Source organism: Actinacidiphila epipremni (assembly GCF_012034175.1).
Classification (GTDB): Bacteria; Actinomycetota; Actinomycetes; order Streptomycetales; family Streptomycetaceae; genus Actinacidiphila; species Actinacidiphila epipremni.
Map to the genome: position 1 here is coordinate 1 of NZ_JAATEJ010000051.1, position 14,942 is coordinate 14,942.

Annotated in this window: 9 protein-coding genes and 2 pseudogenes; 10 read left to right on the forward strand and 1 reads right to left on the reverse strand. The window is 69.0% G+C overall.

What is annotated here, in order from left to right; genetic code table 11:
- Positions 1-40: 40 nt before the first annotated feature.
- The 6 genes from HCN08_RS34170 (at position 41) to HCN08_RS34195 (ending at position 7,698) form a co-directional block, all read left to right on the forward strand.
- Positions 41-1,444: a glycoside hydrolase family 27 protein gene (locus tag HCN08_RS34170; RefSeq protein ID WP_167987230.1), complete on the forward strand. Its 1,404-nt coding sequence runs from the start codon at positions 41-43 to the stop codon at positions 1,442-1,444.
- A 335-nt stretch (positions 1,445-1,779) separates the two neighbouring features.
- Positions 1,780-2,778, forward strand: a complete 999-nt coding sequence (locus tag HCN08_RS34175; protein WP_167987231.1) for an ABC transporter substrate-binding protein — start codon at positions 1,780-1,782, stop codon at positions 2,776-2,778.
- 75 nt (positions 2,779-2,853) lie between these two features.
- Positions 2,854-4,383, forward strand: a complete 1,530-nt coding sequence (locus tag HCN08_RS34180; protein WP_167987232.1) for a sugar ABC transporter ATP-binding protein — start codon at positions 2,854-2,856, stop codon at positions 4,381-4,383.
- Positions 4,380-5,462 carry an ABC transporter permease gene (locus HCN08_RS34185; protein WP_167987233.1) on the forward strand — a complete coding sequence of 361 codons (1,083 nt, stop codon included), beginning with the start codon at positions 4,380-4,382 and terminating at the stop codon, positions 5,460-5,462. Before HCN08_RS34180 ends, HCN08_RS34185 begins: the two co-directional genes overlap by 4 nt.
- Before the next feature lie 41 nt (positions 5,463-5,503).
- Positions 5,504-6,466: a galactofuranose ABC transporter, permease protein YjfF gene (yjfF, locus tag HCN08_RS34190; RefSeq protein WP_167987237.1), complete on the forward strand. Its 963-nt coding sequence runs from the start codon at positions 5,504-5,506 to the stop codon at positions 6,464-6,466.
- Positions 6,467-6,576: 110 nt separating this feature from the next.
- Positions 6,577-7,698 (forward strand): glycoside hydrolase family 53 protein, encoded by a 1,122-nt coding sequence (locus tag HCN08_RS34195; protein WP_167987234.1) that lies wholly within the window; start codon positions 6,577-6,579, stop codon positions 7,696-7,698.
- 379 nt (positions 7,699-8,077) lie between these two features.
- On the opposite strand, the gene HCN08_RS34200 is transcribed toward HCN08_RS34195, so the two are convergent.
- Positions 8,078-9,424 carry a non-reducing end alpha-L-arabinofuranosidase family hydrolase gene (locus HCN08_RS34200; protein WP_167987239.1) on the reverse strand — a complete coding sequence of 449 codons (1,347 nt, stop codon included), beginning with the start codon at positions 9,422-9,424 and terminating at the stop codon, positions 8,078-8,080.
- Positions 9,425-10,078: 654 nt separating this feature from the next.
- Between HCN08_RS34200 and HCN08_RS34205 the strand changes: the two genes are divergently transcribed.
- The 4 genes and pseudogenes from HCN08_RS34205 to HCN08_RS34215 all read left to right on the forward strand — a co-directional run bounded on the left by HCN08_RS34205 (position 10,079) and on the right by HCN08_RS34215 (position 14,917).
- On the forward strand, positions 10,079-11,143 hold the full coding sequence (locus HCN08_RS34205; protein ID WP_167987235.1) for a pectinesterase family protein: 1,065 nt from the start codon (positions 10,079-10,081) through the stop codon (positions 11,141-11,143).
- Positions 11,144-11,385: 242 nt separating this feature from the next.
- A pseudogene (locus HCN08_RS36820) lies at positions 11,386-12,513 on the forward strand (right-handed parallel beta-helix repeat-containing protein); the annotation flags it as partial.
- Between the two features lie 144 nt (positions 12,514-12,657).
- Positions 12,658-12,957 (forward strand): annotated as a pseudogene (locus HCN08_RS37040) (cellulose binding domain-containing protein); the annotation flags it as partial.
- 43 nt (positions 12,958-13,000) lie between these two features.
- Positions 13,001-14,917, forward strand: a complete 1,917-nt coding sequence (locus HCN08_RS34215; protein WP_167987236.1) for a cellulose binding domain-containing protein — start codon at positions 13,001-13,003, stop codon at positions 14,915-14,917.
- Positions 14,918-14,942: the final 25 nt, after the last annotated feature.

Below are 14,942 nucleotides of genomic sequence, written 5' to 3' on the forward strand. Positions count from 1 at the left end.
CTCCTCCCCCCCCCCACCCTCTCCACGGAGGTCCACGCAGATGCACGGTCAACCAGCCGCCACTGCCGGACGGCCGCTGGGGGAACCGGCGGCGACGCGCAGGACCGCCGTCCTGGCTCTCACCCCCCAGATGGGCTTCAACGACTGGAACGCCTACGGCTGCAACGTCTCGGAATCGCTCATCAAGTCGGCCGCGCAGGCCATGCACACCAACGGCATGCAGGCGGCCGGATACACCTACGTCAACATCGACGACTGCTGGATGAGCTCGTCACGCAACTCGGCCGGCCAACTCGTCCCCGACCCCGCCAAGAGGACGCCTGGGCTGAAGACCTGCGCGGGCTTCCCGGGCAGCCTGGGTCACGAGACGGTCGACGCCCAGTCCTTTGCGCCGTGGGGCGTGGACTACCTCAAGTACGACAACTGCTACGCGGGTCCCGGCTGCGCGCCGAACACCTGCTCCAACGGGACGGAGACGCCCGCACAGACCCGCTACGTCACCATGCGTGACGCCCTGGCCGCCAGCGGCCGGCCGATCCTCTTCAGCCTCTGCAACTGGGGCCAGGAGAACGTCTGGACGTGGGGCGCGGGCGTCGGCAACAGCTGGCGCACCACCGGGGACATCAGCGCCAGCTTCTCCAGCATGCTGTCCATCTTCCACAGCAACGTCGGACCGGCGTCCTACGCCGGCCCCGGCCACTGGAACGACCCGGACGTGCTGGAGGTCGGGAACGGCTCCCTCACCGCGACCGAGGCCCGCTCCGAGTTCAGCCTCTGGGCGGAGACGGCCGCGCCCCTGATCGCGGGGACGAACCTGACGTCGGCCAGTTCCACGACGCTGTCGATCTACACCAACGCCCGTGTCATCGCCGTGGACCAGGACTCGCTGGGCAAGCAGGGCACGATGGTGTCCGCCTCCGGCGGACTCGACGTCCTCGCCAAGCCGCTGGCCAACGGCGACGTGTCCGTGGCCCTGTTCAACGAGACCGGTTCCACCGCGACCATCAGCACCTCGGCGGCGGCGATCGGCAAGACCGGGGCTTCGAGCTACACGCTCACCGACCTGTGGTCCGGGGCGACCTCCAGCACGTCGGGCACGATCAGCGCCTCGGTCCCGGCACACGGCACCGTCATGTACCGCGTCTCCGGGGGGACGACCGTTAGCGGGGGCACGAGTACGACCGGCCCCCTCCACGCGGTCGGCGCGGGCAAGTGCCTCGACGTCCCGAACTCCACCACCACCGCGGGCACGCAGGTGGAGATCTGGAGTTGCAACGGCGCCGCCAACCAGACCTGGACGCACACCTCCGCCAACCAGCTCACCGGCTACTCGGGCGGCTCGCAGATGTGCCTGGACGCGGACAACAACCAGACCGTACCCGGTACGAAAGTGCAGATCCGGTACTGCAACGGGCAGAGCAGCCAGAAGTGGGTCCTCGGGTAGTACCCCGCAGTGGCCACCGCCCGTGCCGGGTCCGACAGCGGACCCGGCACGGGCGGTGCCGCGACCGGTGCTGCCGGATCCTGGCGGAGCACTCGGTTCACGACCATTGACCGCAGCTGAATGTGAGCGCTAACGTCACCCGGGTCCACCCGCTCCGGGAGGCTCGACCTTTCGCTCTCCAAGGCCGGTTTGGTGCTCAGGGGCCCGCCCCGAGAGGGACGTCGGCCCGCACGATCCGCGGTTGTTAGCGCTCAGGCACCACCGAAGTACCCCTCACTTACTCTCGCCGCGCCCTCACCAGACGGGTGCCCGGCTCAACCTCAACGGGAGAGAACATGATTGACAGACGTGCTTTCCTCGCGGCAGCTGCCGCCGCCACGGCCGGAACCCTCGCGGGATGCGCGAAGAAGAGCCCGGCCAAGTCGGACGGATCCGGTAGCGCAGGCAAGCCGATCACTCTGGGCTTCTCGCAGGTGGGTTCGGAGAGCGGGTGGCGCGCGGCCAACACCCAGTCGGTGAAGGACTCCGCCAAGGCGGCCGGGATCAACCTCAAGTTCTCCGACGCGCAGCAGAAGCAGGAGAACCAGATCTCGGCGATCCGCAGCTACATCGCCCAGAAGGTCGACGTCATCTCGTTCTCCCCGGTGGTCGTCACGGGGTGGGACACGGTGCTGAAGGAGGCGAAGGCCGCGGGTATCCCGGTGATCCTCACCGACCGGTCCGTCGAGACCTCGGACCCCTCGCTCTACGTCACCCTGGTGGGCTCCGACTTCGAGAGCGAAGGGGAGCGGGCCGCCCACCTGCTGGAGAAGGTCCTCGCCGGTCACACGGGCACGGTCAAGATCGCGCAACTCGAGGGCACGACCGGCGCGGCCCCCGCGATCGAGCGGGCCAAGGGCTTTGCCAAGATCATGAAGGCGAGCCATCCCGATTGGAAGATCATCGCGAGCCAGTCCGGGGACTTCACCCGCGCCGGCGGCAAGCAGGTCATGGCGGCCTTCCTCCAGGCGCACCCGGACATCGAGGTGCTCTTCGCCCACAACGACGACATGGCCATCGGTGCGATCCAGTCGATCCAGGCGGCGGGCAAGGCACCGGGCAAGGACATCAAGATCATCTCGTGTGACGGTGTCCACGACGGTTTCGTCGCCATGTCCAAGGGCCAGATCAACGCGATCGTCGAGTGCAACCCGCTGCTCGGCCCGCAGTTGATGGACACCGTCAAGACGGTCCACGCGGGCAAGGGCTCGACACTGCCCCGGTGGATCAAGACGCAGGAGAGCGACTACACGGCGGACCAGGCCGCCGCGGCGCTCCCCAGCCGCAAGTACTGACAGCCGGGGCAGGAGTCCGGGAGCCTGCCGGGCACACCCGCACTCGTCGTGACGATCGCATCTAGGAGCGCTGCCATGGCAGAGCCTCGCCCCGTCCTGGAGATGACGGGCATAGTCAAGGAGTTCGCCGGCACGCGGGCTCTCTCGGGCGTCGACTTCCGGCTCTTTCCCGGTGAGGTCCACGCCCTCCTCGGCGAGAACGGAGCAGGGAAGTCCACCCTCGTCAAAGTCCTGACAGGCGTTCACCCACTCGACGGCGGAACGGTCGCGATGGACGGGCAGACTGTGCACATCACCAGTCCGCTGCAGGCGCAGCAAGCCGGTATCAGCACGGTGTACCAGGAGGTCAACCTCTGCCAGAACCTCTCGGTGGCGGAGAACATCCTGATCGGTCACGAGCCGGTGCGACACGGCCGGATTCTCTGGAAGGAGTTGCGCAGACGCGCCGCGGAGCTGGTCACCCGGCTCGGTCTCGACATCGACGTCTCCGCCACGGTCGGCTCCTACCCGCTTGCCGTACAGCAACTGGTGGCCATCATCCGTGCCGTCGGCGACGCGGGCACGGGGCCCGGCACGCGGGTGCTGATCCTCGACGAGCCGACGTCCAGCCTCGACCGCGGTGAAGTCGAGCAGTTGTTCGCTCTCATGAGGCGGCTGAAGGCGCAGGGGGTGGCGATCGTGTTCATCTCCCACTTCCTCGACCAGATCTACGAGATCTGCGACCGGATGACCGTGCTGCGCAACGGCGTCCTGGTCGGCGAGCATCCTGTCGCCGGCCTCGGCCGGGTCGACCTGGTCAAGCTCATGATCGGCAAGGACCTCGACGAACTTGAGGAACTGGGCGAGCACCACACCCGGCACGCCGCCGGGGACCTGCTGCTGCACGCGGAGGGCCTCGGCCGGACCGGCGGCATCGCCCCGTTCGACCTCGACGTCCATGCTGGGGAGGTCGTCGGACTCGCGGGCCTCCTTGGCTCGGGGCGTACCGAACTCGCCCGGCTGCTCTTCGGCGCGGACCGCTCCGACACCGGCCGGGTGGACCTGGACGGCCGGCGGGTCACCCTGCGAGCGCCGAACGACGCCATCGGACGCGGGGTCGCCTTCCTCTCGGAGAACCGCAGGACCGAGGGACTGGTGCCGGACCTGACCGTACGGGAGAACATCCTGCTGGCCCTCCAGGCGGCGCGGGGCTGGACCCGGCCCGTGCCCGCGTCCCAGCGCGACGAACTGGTCGCCAAATACATCGCGGCGCTGGACATCCGCCCGGCAGATCCCGAGGTGAGAGCCGGCGCCCTGAGCGGTGGGAACCAGCAGAAGGTGCTCCTGGCCCGCTGGTTGCTCACCCAGCCGAAGCTGCTCGTCCTGGACGAGCCGACCCGTGGCATCGACGTCGGGGCGAAGGCGGAGATCCAAAAGCTCGTGGTGTCGCTGTCCGAGGAGGGCATGGCAGTGGTCTACATATCCGCCGAGCTGGAGGAGGTGCTCCGGCTCAGCCACACGGTCGCGGTCCTCCGGGACCGCCGGCTCGCGGCCCGGATCGTCAACGGTCCCGACGTCACTCCCGGACGGATCCTGGAGATCATCGCCAGTGGGGAGCACCGGTGAACCTTGCATCCCTCTGGCGCGCGGCGGCACAGCACCGGCTCTTCTGGCCGGTGACCGCCCTGATCGCTCTCCTTGCGCTCAACGTCCCCTTCACCCCGGGGTTCTTCGAGGTCCATCTGAAGAACGGCCACCTCTACGGCAGTCTCGTCTCCATCGTGCTGTTCGGCTCGCCGCTCATCCTCGTGGCGATCGGTATGACCCTGGTGATCGCCACCGGGGGTATCGACCTCTCGGTCGGGGCGGTGGTGGCGATCTCGGGTGCGCTCGCCTGCCTCGTTGTCAGCAAGCAGGCCGACCAGGACAGCGTGGCCGGCGTACTGCTCGCCTTCGCCCTCGCCCTGGCCGCCGCCCTGGTCTGCGGGGCGTGGAACGGCCTGCTGGTCGCCCGGCTGGGGATCCAGCCGATCATCGCCACATTGATCCTCATGGTCGCGGGCCGCGGCATCGCCCAGCTGATCACCAGCGGCCAGATCATCACCGTCAACAGCGACTCCTACTCGCTGATCGGCGGCGGCTACTGGCTCGCCCTGCCCTTCGCGCTCTTTGTGGTGGCCTTCGTCGCCGCGCTGAGCGCGGCCCTCACCCGCCGTACGGCCCTGGGACTGCTGATCGAGGCGGTCGGCGGCAACGCGGAAGCCAGCCGCCTGGTGGGCATCAGGGCCCGACGCATCAAGGTCATGGCGTACGTCTTCTGCGCACTCTGCGCAGGAGTCGCCGGCCTGATGATCAGCTCCAACGTGTCCGCCGCCGACGGGAACAACGCGGGCCTGTGGATCGAGCTCGACGCGATCCTGGCCGTGGTGATCGGTGGCACCTCACTCAGCGGCGGCCGGTTCCACCTCGGAGGCACCGTCGTCGGCGCGCTCATCATCCAGACCCTGACGACCACCATCTACACCATCGGCGTGCCGACCCAGGCCAACCTCGTCTTCAAGGCGGTCGTCGTGATCATCGTCTGCCTGGTGCAGTCCCCCGCCTTCCGGGCCAAGGCATTCCGGGCGAGGGCGAAACGGTCCGGCCCCGTGCCCCGGCCCCCGGGCACGCCCGCCGACGCCGCGCACATGGAGGTCTCGTCGTGACGACGATCAGCAGGGTTCACTGGAAGACCCGCCGGACCCGGATGTCGCAGGACCGGCGGCTGCCCGTCCTGGTGACCGCCGGCCTGTTCGTTCTCATGTTCGGCTTCGGTGCCTTCCGCTACCAGGCATACGGCTTCCTCGACGGCCAGGTCTTCATGAACCTGTTCATCGACAACGGCTACCTGCTCGTCGCCGCGGTCGGCGCCACCTTCGTCATCATCACCGGCGGGATCGACCTCTCGGTCGGATCACTCATCGGCTTCACGACGATGCTGACCGCCTGGCTGGTGGAGAAGCAGGGACTGCCACTGGCCGCGGTGGCACCTATCGCGCTGGCGGTCGGAGCCTTCGCCGGGTATCTGATGGGCTATGTGATCCACCACTTCGAGATCGAGCCCTTCATCGTGACCCTGGCCGGACTGTTCTTCTTCCGGGGACTCTGCCTGGTCATCAGCAAGGAGTCGATCTCCATCAGCGATCCCACCGTGGACAGGCTGGCGCAGACGCATGTGCCCCTGCCCGGCGGGTCCTTCCTGTCGATCGCCGCCGTCGTCTCACTGGCCGTCCTCGCCGTCGCGTTCTACGTGCTGCACCACACGCGCTTCGGCAGGCGGGTGTACGCCATCGGAGGCAACGAGCAGTCGGCTCTGCTGATGGGACTCCCGGTGGCCGGCACGAAGATCGCTGTGTACACCGTCAGCGGGTTCTGCTCGGCCCTGTCGGGGCTGCTGTTCACCCTGTACATCCAGTCGGGGGATCCGCTGCACGCCGTGGGTCTCGAACTGGACGCGATAGCCGCCGTGGTGGTGGGCGGCACGCTCCTCACAGGCGGCTCGGGGTACGTGATCGGGACGCTCTTCGGAGTGCTGATCCTGGGCCTGATCAAGACCCTCATCCAGTTCGAGGGAACCCTGAGCTCCTGGTGGACGAAGATCGCCACCGGAGTGCTCCTCTTCGCCTTCATCCTGATCCAACGCGCCATGACCGCCCGCCGCGGCACCTGAGCGGCGGCGGGCGGCAGGGCGGGAAGGCGGTGGGTGCCGCCTTCCCACCGAAGACGGGGGCGACATCTCGGTCTGCGCCGCCTCCTCGAGTCACCGGAAGGGGATCGGAAATGGTGACGTACACATCCGGCCGGCGCGCAGCCGTCCGCCTGCTGCTGGCAGTACTCGTCCTGCCGGCCGCCACGCTCGGCAGCCCCGCCACCGCGTCCGCCGCGAACTCGCTCAGCATGCGCGGGGCGGACATGTCGTCCACGCAACGGGCTTTGGACCTCGGTGCCAAGTACTACGACGCCGGCGGCAACGCCAGGGACCCGCTGGACATTCTCCGGGACCTGGGCGTCAACTACGTCCGGCTACGGGTCTGGAACGACCCGGCCAGCGGGTACAACAACAAGGCGAAGGTCCTGCAGTACGCGAAGGCGGTCAAGGCCCGGGGCATGAAGCTGCTGGTCGACTTCCACTACTCCGACAGCTGGACGGATCCGGGCCAGCAGAACAAGCCCGCCGGGTGGGCGGGCCACGGCATCGGCCAACTCCAGACGGACGTCTACAACTACACCTACGACGTCTGCAACAGCCTCAAGTCACAGGGCACGGCGCCGGACAGCGTGCAGATCGGCAACGAGATCAACACCGGGATGCTGTGGGACGACGGCAAGGTGGTGAACAACGACTTCACCAACCTCAGCCTGCTGCTGAAGTCCGGCTACAACGCGACCAAGGCATGCAACAGCGCCACCCAGGTCGTCATCCACACCGCGGACGCGGACAGCGACGCGCACGCCCGCTGGTTCTATGACGGGATCAAGGCCAAGGGCGTCTCCTGGGACATCACCGGTCTGTCGTACTACTGCATGTGGCACGGCTCGCTGGCCAACATGGGCAGCGTCGTCTCCGACATGAAGTCCCGCTACGGCAAGGAGGTCGTCATAGCCGAGACGGCCTACCCCTTCACCTCGGCCGATGCCGACGGCACCGGCAACTCGGTCACCTCGGGATGCTCGGGTTACCCCCTCACCTGGCAGGGCCAGGGAGCGGAGTTCGACGCCGTGCAGAACACGGCCCGCAGCGCGGGGGCGATCGGCGTCTTCTACTGGGAGCCCACGTGGTACGCCGTCCCCGGCAACGGCTGGGACCCGGCCGACATCAGCCACAGCGGCGACGGCTGGGACAACATGGCCCTCTTCAACTGGACGGGACACATCAACCCCGACGTCAGGTGGACCCCGTAGCAGGCAGCCCTGTCGTCGAGGCGGACGGCGGCCGGGCAGGGCGGAGGTGTCCTGCCCGGCCGCCGTGCACTGGGTCGGCGCAGACCAGGGCGGTCGGGGGAGGGCGTACCGGCGCCGTCCGCGACGTGCCCCGAATCGCCACGTCGTACACACCGACGTCCCATGACGTGGGCGGGACGAAGCCGACCCCGGTCGCCGGGCGCCGTGAACTTCTGCCACAGGCTGACAGCCACCCCGGTGGTGGCCCGTCACCGAACAACACGATGAGAGGGGCCCCGGCCGAGTCTTCGGCAGGGGCCCCGCGTGCTGGGCACGCCCCCGGTCGGCCGGCGCGTACGTTCACGCCGGCGGTGTGCGGCCGATCGTGAGCGTTCCCGGATCAGTGCTGCAGGGTGAGCAGACCCGGGCGCCACGGGAGCGAGTTGTAGTCGCCTGTCGCGCTGGGGTTTTTGCCCTGGTAGAGGAGCTGGAGGTTGCAGGGGTCGATGGTCATGGTCTGGTCGGGGTTGTTGCGGACGAGGTCGCCGTGGCTGATGTCGTTGGTCCAGGTGGCGCCGCTGTTGGCCTTGCCGGCGAAGGGGTTGCTCTCGCTGGCGGCCTGCGGGGTCCAGCTGCCGCTGAGACTGGTGGCGGTGAAGGAGCGGAAGTAGCGGCCGTTGGCGCCCATGGCCTCGACGATCATGAGGTACTGGTTCTGGCCCTGGACCTTGTAGACCTGGACGGCCTCGAAGAGGTTGGCCTGCGAGTCGCTCATGACGGTCGTGTACGACGAGCCGAAGCTGCCCGGGAAGTTCCCGATCGGCATGCTCGCCCGGTAGATCTTGCCGTTGTCACCGGCGAAGAACAGGTACATGTTCTGGCCGTCGCCGATGAGCGTCTGGTCGATCGGGCCGGTGCCGGAACCGGAGATGCTGCCGGTGAACAGCGGCTGTGCGGCCGACCAGCCGTTGGGGTTGGTGGGGTCGCTGGAGGTGCGGTACATGAACGGCGACGGGCCCCACTGGTAGGCCAGCACCCAGATGTTCTTCGGCGCGAAGTAGAACAGCGTCGGCGCCACCGTGCCCTGGCTCATCCCGGTCTGCGCCGCCGACCCCATGTCCGACCAGTTCGTGAACGGCGCGAACGCCATCGAGCCGTACGACGACCCGTTCACGTTCGACGCGTAGACCAGGTGCTTGCCGTTGTACACCACGTTCGTGAAGTCCTTCAGCGACACCCACCCGTTTGCCGGCTGCGCCAGCGCCCCCGTGGAGGTCCACCGGTACGACGACGGAAGCGAGCATGTCGCTGGCGTGGTGGGGGGTGTGGTGGTGGGGGGCGTGGTGGTGGGGGGTGTGGTCGTGGGGGGTGTGGTGGTGACGGTTCCGGTGCAGGTGGTGCCGTTGAGAGTGAAAGTGGTGGGGATGGGGTTGGTGGTGGTGTAGGCGCCGTTGAAGCCGATGCTGGTGGAGGCGCCGGTGGCCAGGGTGCCGTTCCAGGCGGCGTTGGTCACGGCGACCTGGGTACCGGTCTGGGTGTAGGAGCCGCCCCAGAGCTGGGTGACGGTCTGCCCGGCCGTGAACGCCCAGGACAGCTGCCAGCTCGTCACCGGCCCGCCCAGATTGGTAACGCTCACATTTGCGCCGAAGCCGCCGGGCCACTCGTTCGTGACGCTGTAGTCGACCTGGCAGCCGGCTGCGGCCTGTGCCGCCGATGTCGCGACGAAGGTGATCCCCACCGCGGCCATCGCCGTGGATACCACCCCCACCAGCCACGTCCGGAAGTGCCTGTACCTGTACCTGTGCCTGTTCGGGTGTCTCATGGGAGCCCTTTCCCTCTGGGTGAAATGACGGATGACCTTGCTGGGAGCACGCCCTGAGTGAGCGCTCACATATCGGGCTTTCGGAGGGAAACGCTCGCACTGTCGCCACGGGGCCTCGCGGGCCGCCAGGGCCCCGCCGGCGGGCGCGGACAAGCGGCTCGTGTGGGCCCGAAACTTTTTCCCTGTTACGCGAACGTTTCGGGGCACCTTAGGGTGGTGTTGCGCGCAGGTCAATACGCCCGTCGGCACTGGCTGTCGCCGCGCTGGTCACGCGGGCGGCAGGGCTCGCGACAGGCTCCGCCGCCGGCTCTCCGCCGCCGGGCGGACGCCGGCCGGGCGCACCCGGACGCCGGCCTCGGAGGACCTGGCCGGCGGCAGGCGGACCCGGGTGCACATGCACGGCGTGGGGAAGCGCTTCGACGAACCGGGTTCCGATACCTTGCCCGGCGGGCGTCCGTGACCTACATTCACGGATTGAAGCGCTTCACCTTTGCCTCTCCGCTGACGACACGGAGCAAATGTTAGCGCTCACTCTCACTGTTCGACGGTTCCTCACCCCCCACACCCGAGGACGGTTCGATGTTTTCCCCTCTCCCCGGCAGGCCGGCGCTGCTGCCTGCCCTGACAGCCCTCCTGTGCGCGGCCGGACTGGTCGCGCTCCCCGCGTCCGCTCCCGCACACGCCGCCGGCCGCACGACGCTGACCGTGGCGCACAGCGGCGCACAGTTCTCCAGCATCCAGTCGGCGATCGACGCGGTGCCGGACGGCTCCGCGACCGCCTACACCATCTCCATCGCGGCCGGAACGTACGACGAGTACCTCACCGTGCCTGCCGGCAAGCTGCACCTGACCCTGACCGGTGCCTCCGGCAACCCCGCCGACGTACGGATCGACGGCGCCCGCTACAACGGTCTCGCCAAGCCGGGCGGCGGCACGTACGGCACCGAGGGATCGGCCACCGTACACGTGAAGGCCAATGACTTCACCGCCGAGCACCTCACTTTCCGCAACCTCTTCAGCCGGCTGGCCAACCCCTCCGTGACCGGCACCCAGGCGGTGGCGGTGGCCATGGAAGGCGACCGGCAGACGTACCTGGACTGCGTCTTCTACGGCCACCAGGACACCCTGCTGTCCTGGAACTCCACCTCCACCGCGACCCTGCGCCAGTACGTGCGCGGCGGAGAGGTGGAGGGCGATGTCGACTTCATCTTCGGCAACGGGACCCTCGTGGTGGACCGCTCGCACATCAAGGTCCTCGCCGACGACGGCTTCACGAGCGGGTACCTCGCGGCACCGGCCACCCATGCCGCCAACACGCACGGCATCCTGCTCACCGGCGACACCGTGACCAGTACCTTCGCGGCCGGACGGCTGTATCTCGGGCGCGCCTGGAAGCCCTCGGACGACGCCGTCCCGCAGATGGTCGTCCGGGAGACCGCGCTCCCCGCGGCGATCAGGGCCGAAGGGCCGTGGACCGGCATCTCGGGCGCCACGTGGGCGCCGGGCCGGTACGGCGAGTACCAGAACACCGGTCCGGGTGCGACGGTCGATTCCGCGCGTCCGCAGCTCTCGGCGGCGGATGCCGCCGCCTCCACGGCGGCGGCCTATCTGGCCGGCGGCGACAACTGGAACCCGGTGCAGTAGCGCCTGCCAGGCGCGGGGCGGGCACGTGGCGCCGCCTGAGGGCGCACTCGCGCCGCTCGCCGCGCTCACCGAGACACCACAGCCATCCGACGAAAGGTCCCAGCATCGTGAAGCACGATCCGACATCGCCCACCCCCCTGCCGTGCGCCCTGCCCGCGGGGGAGGGCGCCGGGGCACGGCGGCGACTGCGCCCCGGTACCGCCGCCGCGGCAACGGCCATCGCCCTCGCGGCGGCCGGTCTCGTGGCGCTGCACCCGGCGCGGTCCCAGGCGGCGGCTCCGGCGCTGAACAGCAACGCGCTGTACGTCGCACCGTCCGGTACCGACAGCGCACCGGGCACGCAGTCCGCCCCCACGACACTGGCATCGGCGGTCACGCGCATCTCCGCGGGCGGCACGATCTACCTGCGCGGCGGTACGTACAACCTCTCGCAGACGGTCACGATTGCCACCGGCAACGACGGGACGTCCAGCGCCCGCAAGGAGATCTCGGCGTATCCCGGTGAGACGCCGGTGCTGAACTTCTCCGCGCAGGCCGAGGCCTCCGCCAACCGGGGCCTGGAGCTCAACGGTTCCTACTGGCACCTGTACGGACTGACGGTCGAGCACGCCGGCGACAACGGCATCGCGGTCGGCGGCAGCAACAACGTCATCGAGCGCACGGTCACGGCCTACAACCGCGACTCGGGTCTGCAGATATCGCGGGTGGGATCCAGTACCCCGCAGAGCCAGTGGCCGTCCGGCAACCTGGTGATCAGCTCGGAGTCCCACGACAACGCCGACTCCGACGGTGAGGACGCCGACGGCTTCGCAGCCAAGCTGACCGTCGGCACGGGCAACGTGTTCCGCTACGACGTGTCGCACAACAACATCGACGACGGGTGGGACCTGTACACCAAGACCGACACCGGTCCGATAGGGCCGGTGACCATCGAGAACTCGCTGTCCTACGGCAACGGCACCCTCAGCAACGGGCAGCAGAACGCCGCAGGCGACCGCAACGGCTTCAAGCTCGGCGGGGACGGAATCAAGGTCGACCACGTCGTCCACGACAACATCGCCTACGGCAACGGCCACCACGGCTTCACGTACAACAGCAACCCCGGCTCGATGTCGGTCTCCGGCAACGTCGGGATCGACAACTCCGAGCGCAACTTCTCCTTCGACAGCGGTACGTCCACCTTCCGCAGCAACACCTCCTGCCGCAGCGGCTCGGGGTCGAACGACAAGGTCGTGGGTGACGTCGACAGCTCCAACCAGTTCTGGTCGGGCACCAACGGATCGCGTTGCAGCGCCTACAGCGGAGTCCTGGCCTGGTCGTTCGCCGCCGACGGCACCCTCGATGTCACCTTCGGCGGCAAACCCGCCACCGGCGGCGCCACGGCGGGCAGCGGATCGACGAGCACCGGCACCAGCACCGGCACCAGCACCGGCAGTACGACGACCGGCAGCACGACAACGGGCGGCGCGTCGACCAGCGGCGGAACCGGCACCGGAACTGGGTGCACGGTCACGTACACGCCCAGTTCATGGCCCGGCGGGTTCACCGCCAACGTCACCGTGACCAATACCGGTTCCTCGGCCGTCGACGGCTGGACGGCCGGCTTCACCCTGCCGTCCGGTCAAGCGGTCACCAGCGCCTGGAACGCCACCATCAGCCCGTCCTCCGGGGCGGTGACGGCCACGAACGTCTCGTACAACGCCCAGATCCCGCCCGGCGGCAGCCAGTCCTTCGGCTTCCAGGGCACCTATACCGGCAGCTTCGCCCAACCCTCGCAGTTCACGCTCAACGGCGTTCGCTGCGCCACCGGCTGAGCCCGTGCCATCCCCCACACACGCCCGAAAGGCAGGAGGCACCATGCCGTCACCACGGGACAGGTCGTCCACCCCCCAGCCGGAGCTGCTCGGCCGGCGGGCCGTACTGGCGGCCATGGGAGCGCTCCCGCTCCTGGCCGCCGTGCTGCCGTCCGCCGCCGCGGCCGGCGCCGTGGTCGTCGACCCGGCGAAGCGCCGGCAGACGATCCGCGGCTTCGGCGGCATGAACCACCCCGCCTGGGCAGGTGACCTGACCGCCGCCCAGCGCGAGACCGCGTTCGGCAACGGAACGGGCCAGCTCGGCTTCTCGATGCTGCGCATCCACATCGACGAGAACCCGGCCAACTGGAGCGCCGAGGTGGCCACCGCGCAGCGGGCGGCGGCACTCGGGGCGCTCGTCTTCGCCTCGCCGTGGAATCCGCCCGCCGCCCTGGTCGAGACCTTCGTCCGCGGCAGCCAGACCAACGCCAAGCGCCTGCGCCACGACAGCTACGCCGCCTACGCCCAGCACCTCGACGACTTCTCCGCGTTCATGAAGAGCAACGGGGTCGACCTCTACGCCGTCTCGATCCAGAACGAGCCCGACTACGCCCAGGACTGGACGTGGTGGACCGCGGACGAGATGGTCACCTTCCTGCGGAACAACGCCGCCTCGATCGGCACCCGGGTGATCGCCCCGGAGTCCTTCCAGTACGTCAAGAGCATGTCCGACCCGATCCTGAACGACGCCACGGCACTGGCGAACCTCGACATCCTCGGCGCGCACCTCTACGGCACGTCCTACGCGAACTTCCCCTATCCGCTCTTCCAGCAGAAGGGGCAGGGCAGGGAGCTGTGGATGACCGAGGTCTACTACCCCAACAGCACCGACTCGGCGGACCAGTGGCCGGGGGCGCTCGGTGTCGCGGAGCACATACACCACGCGATGGTGGACGCGGAGTTCCAGGCATACGTGTGGTGGTACATCCGGCGCTCCTACGGCCCCATGCGCGAGGACGGGCAGATCAGCAAGCGCGGCGCGATGATGGCGCACTTCTCGAAGTTCGTCCGCCCGGGGCATGCGCGCATCGACGTGACCTCCAGCCCGCAGGCGAACGTCTACACCTCCGCCTACACCGACGGCTCCTCCGTGGTCATCGTGGCCGTCAACACGGGTACGGCCGCCGCGAGTCAGCCGTTCACGCTCGCCACCACCGGGTCCGCAGCGAGTTCCTGGGTCTCCGACGGGACAAGGACGCTTGCGGCCCAGAGCGGCCCCAGCCTCTCGAACGGCACTTTCACCGCAACTCTCCCCGCCCAGAGCGTCACCACCTTCGTCATCACGTCCGCCCCTTCCGGCGGGTCGGACACACGGCCGCCCAGCACCCCCGGCACGCCGACGGCCACCTCGGTCACCGCGACGTCCGCGGCGTTGAGCTGGCCGGCCTCGACGGACGACACGGGCGTGACCGCCTACGACGTGGTGCGGGTCAGCGGTGGCACCGAGACCGCCGCCGCGACCTCCACCACCAACCAGGCCACCGTGACGGGCCTGGCCACCGGGACCTCCTACACCTTCGCGGTCTACGCCCGCGACGCGGCCGGCAACCGCTCGGCCCGCTCCGGCACGGTCTCCGTCACCACCACCGCCGGCCCGGCGGGCGGCTGCGGAGTCGGCTACCGGGTGGTCGGCAGCTGGACCGGCGGCTTCCAGGGAGAGATCGTCATCAGCAACACCGGCGCCGCCGCACTGTCCGGCTGGTCGCTGGCGTTCACCTTCACCGCGGGCCAGACCGTCACACAGATCTGGGGCGGCACCGCGGCGCAGAGCGGGGGAGCGGTAACCGTGACGCCGGCGGACTACACCCGTGTCATCCCGGCCGGCGGGTCCGTCACGGTCGGCTTCCTGGCGAACGCGGGCAGCACCAACCCGTCGCCGGTGTCCTTCACCCTCGACGGCGGCGCCTGCACGACGGCCTGACACGTGTGTCCCGGCTCTCGTCGCC

Bases quoted from the DNA above. Each gene is read 5' to 3' on its own strand.
- HCN08_RS34175 (WP_167987231.1), top strand. From the start codon at position 1,780: ATGATTGACAGACGTGCTTTCCTCGCGGCAGCTGCCGCCGCCACGGCC.
- yjfF (WP_167987237.1), top strand. From the start codon at position 5,504: ATGTCGCAGGACCGGCGGCTGCCCGTCCTGGTGACCGCCGGCCTGTTC.
- HCN08_RS34170 (WP_167987230.1), top strand. From the start codon at position 41: ATGCACGGTCAACCAGCCGCCACTGCCGGACGGCCGCTGGGGGAACCG.
- HCN08_RS34205 (WP_167987235.1), top strand. From the start codon at position 10,079: ATGTTTTCCCCTCTCCCCGGCAGGCCGGCGCTGCTGCCTGCCCTGACA.
- HCN08_RS34215 (WP_167987236.1), top strand. From the start codon at position 13,001: ATGCCGTCACCACGGGACAGGTCGTCCACCCCCCAGCCGGAGCTGCTC.
- HCN08_RS34195 (WP_167987234.1), top strand. From the start codon at position 6,577: ATGGTGACGTACACATCCGGCCGGCGCGCAGCCGTCCGCCTGCTGCTG.
- HCN08_RS34200 (WP_167987239.1), bottom strand. From the start codon at position 9,424: ATGGCCGCGGTGGGGATCACCTTCGTCGCGACATCGGCGGCACAGGCC.
- HCN08_RS34180 (WP_167987232.1), top strand. From the start codon at position 2,854: ATGGCAGAGCCTCGCCCCGTCCTGGAGATGACGGGCATAGTCAAGGAG.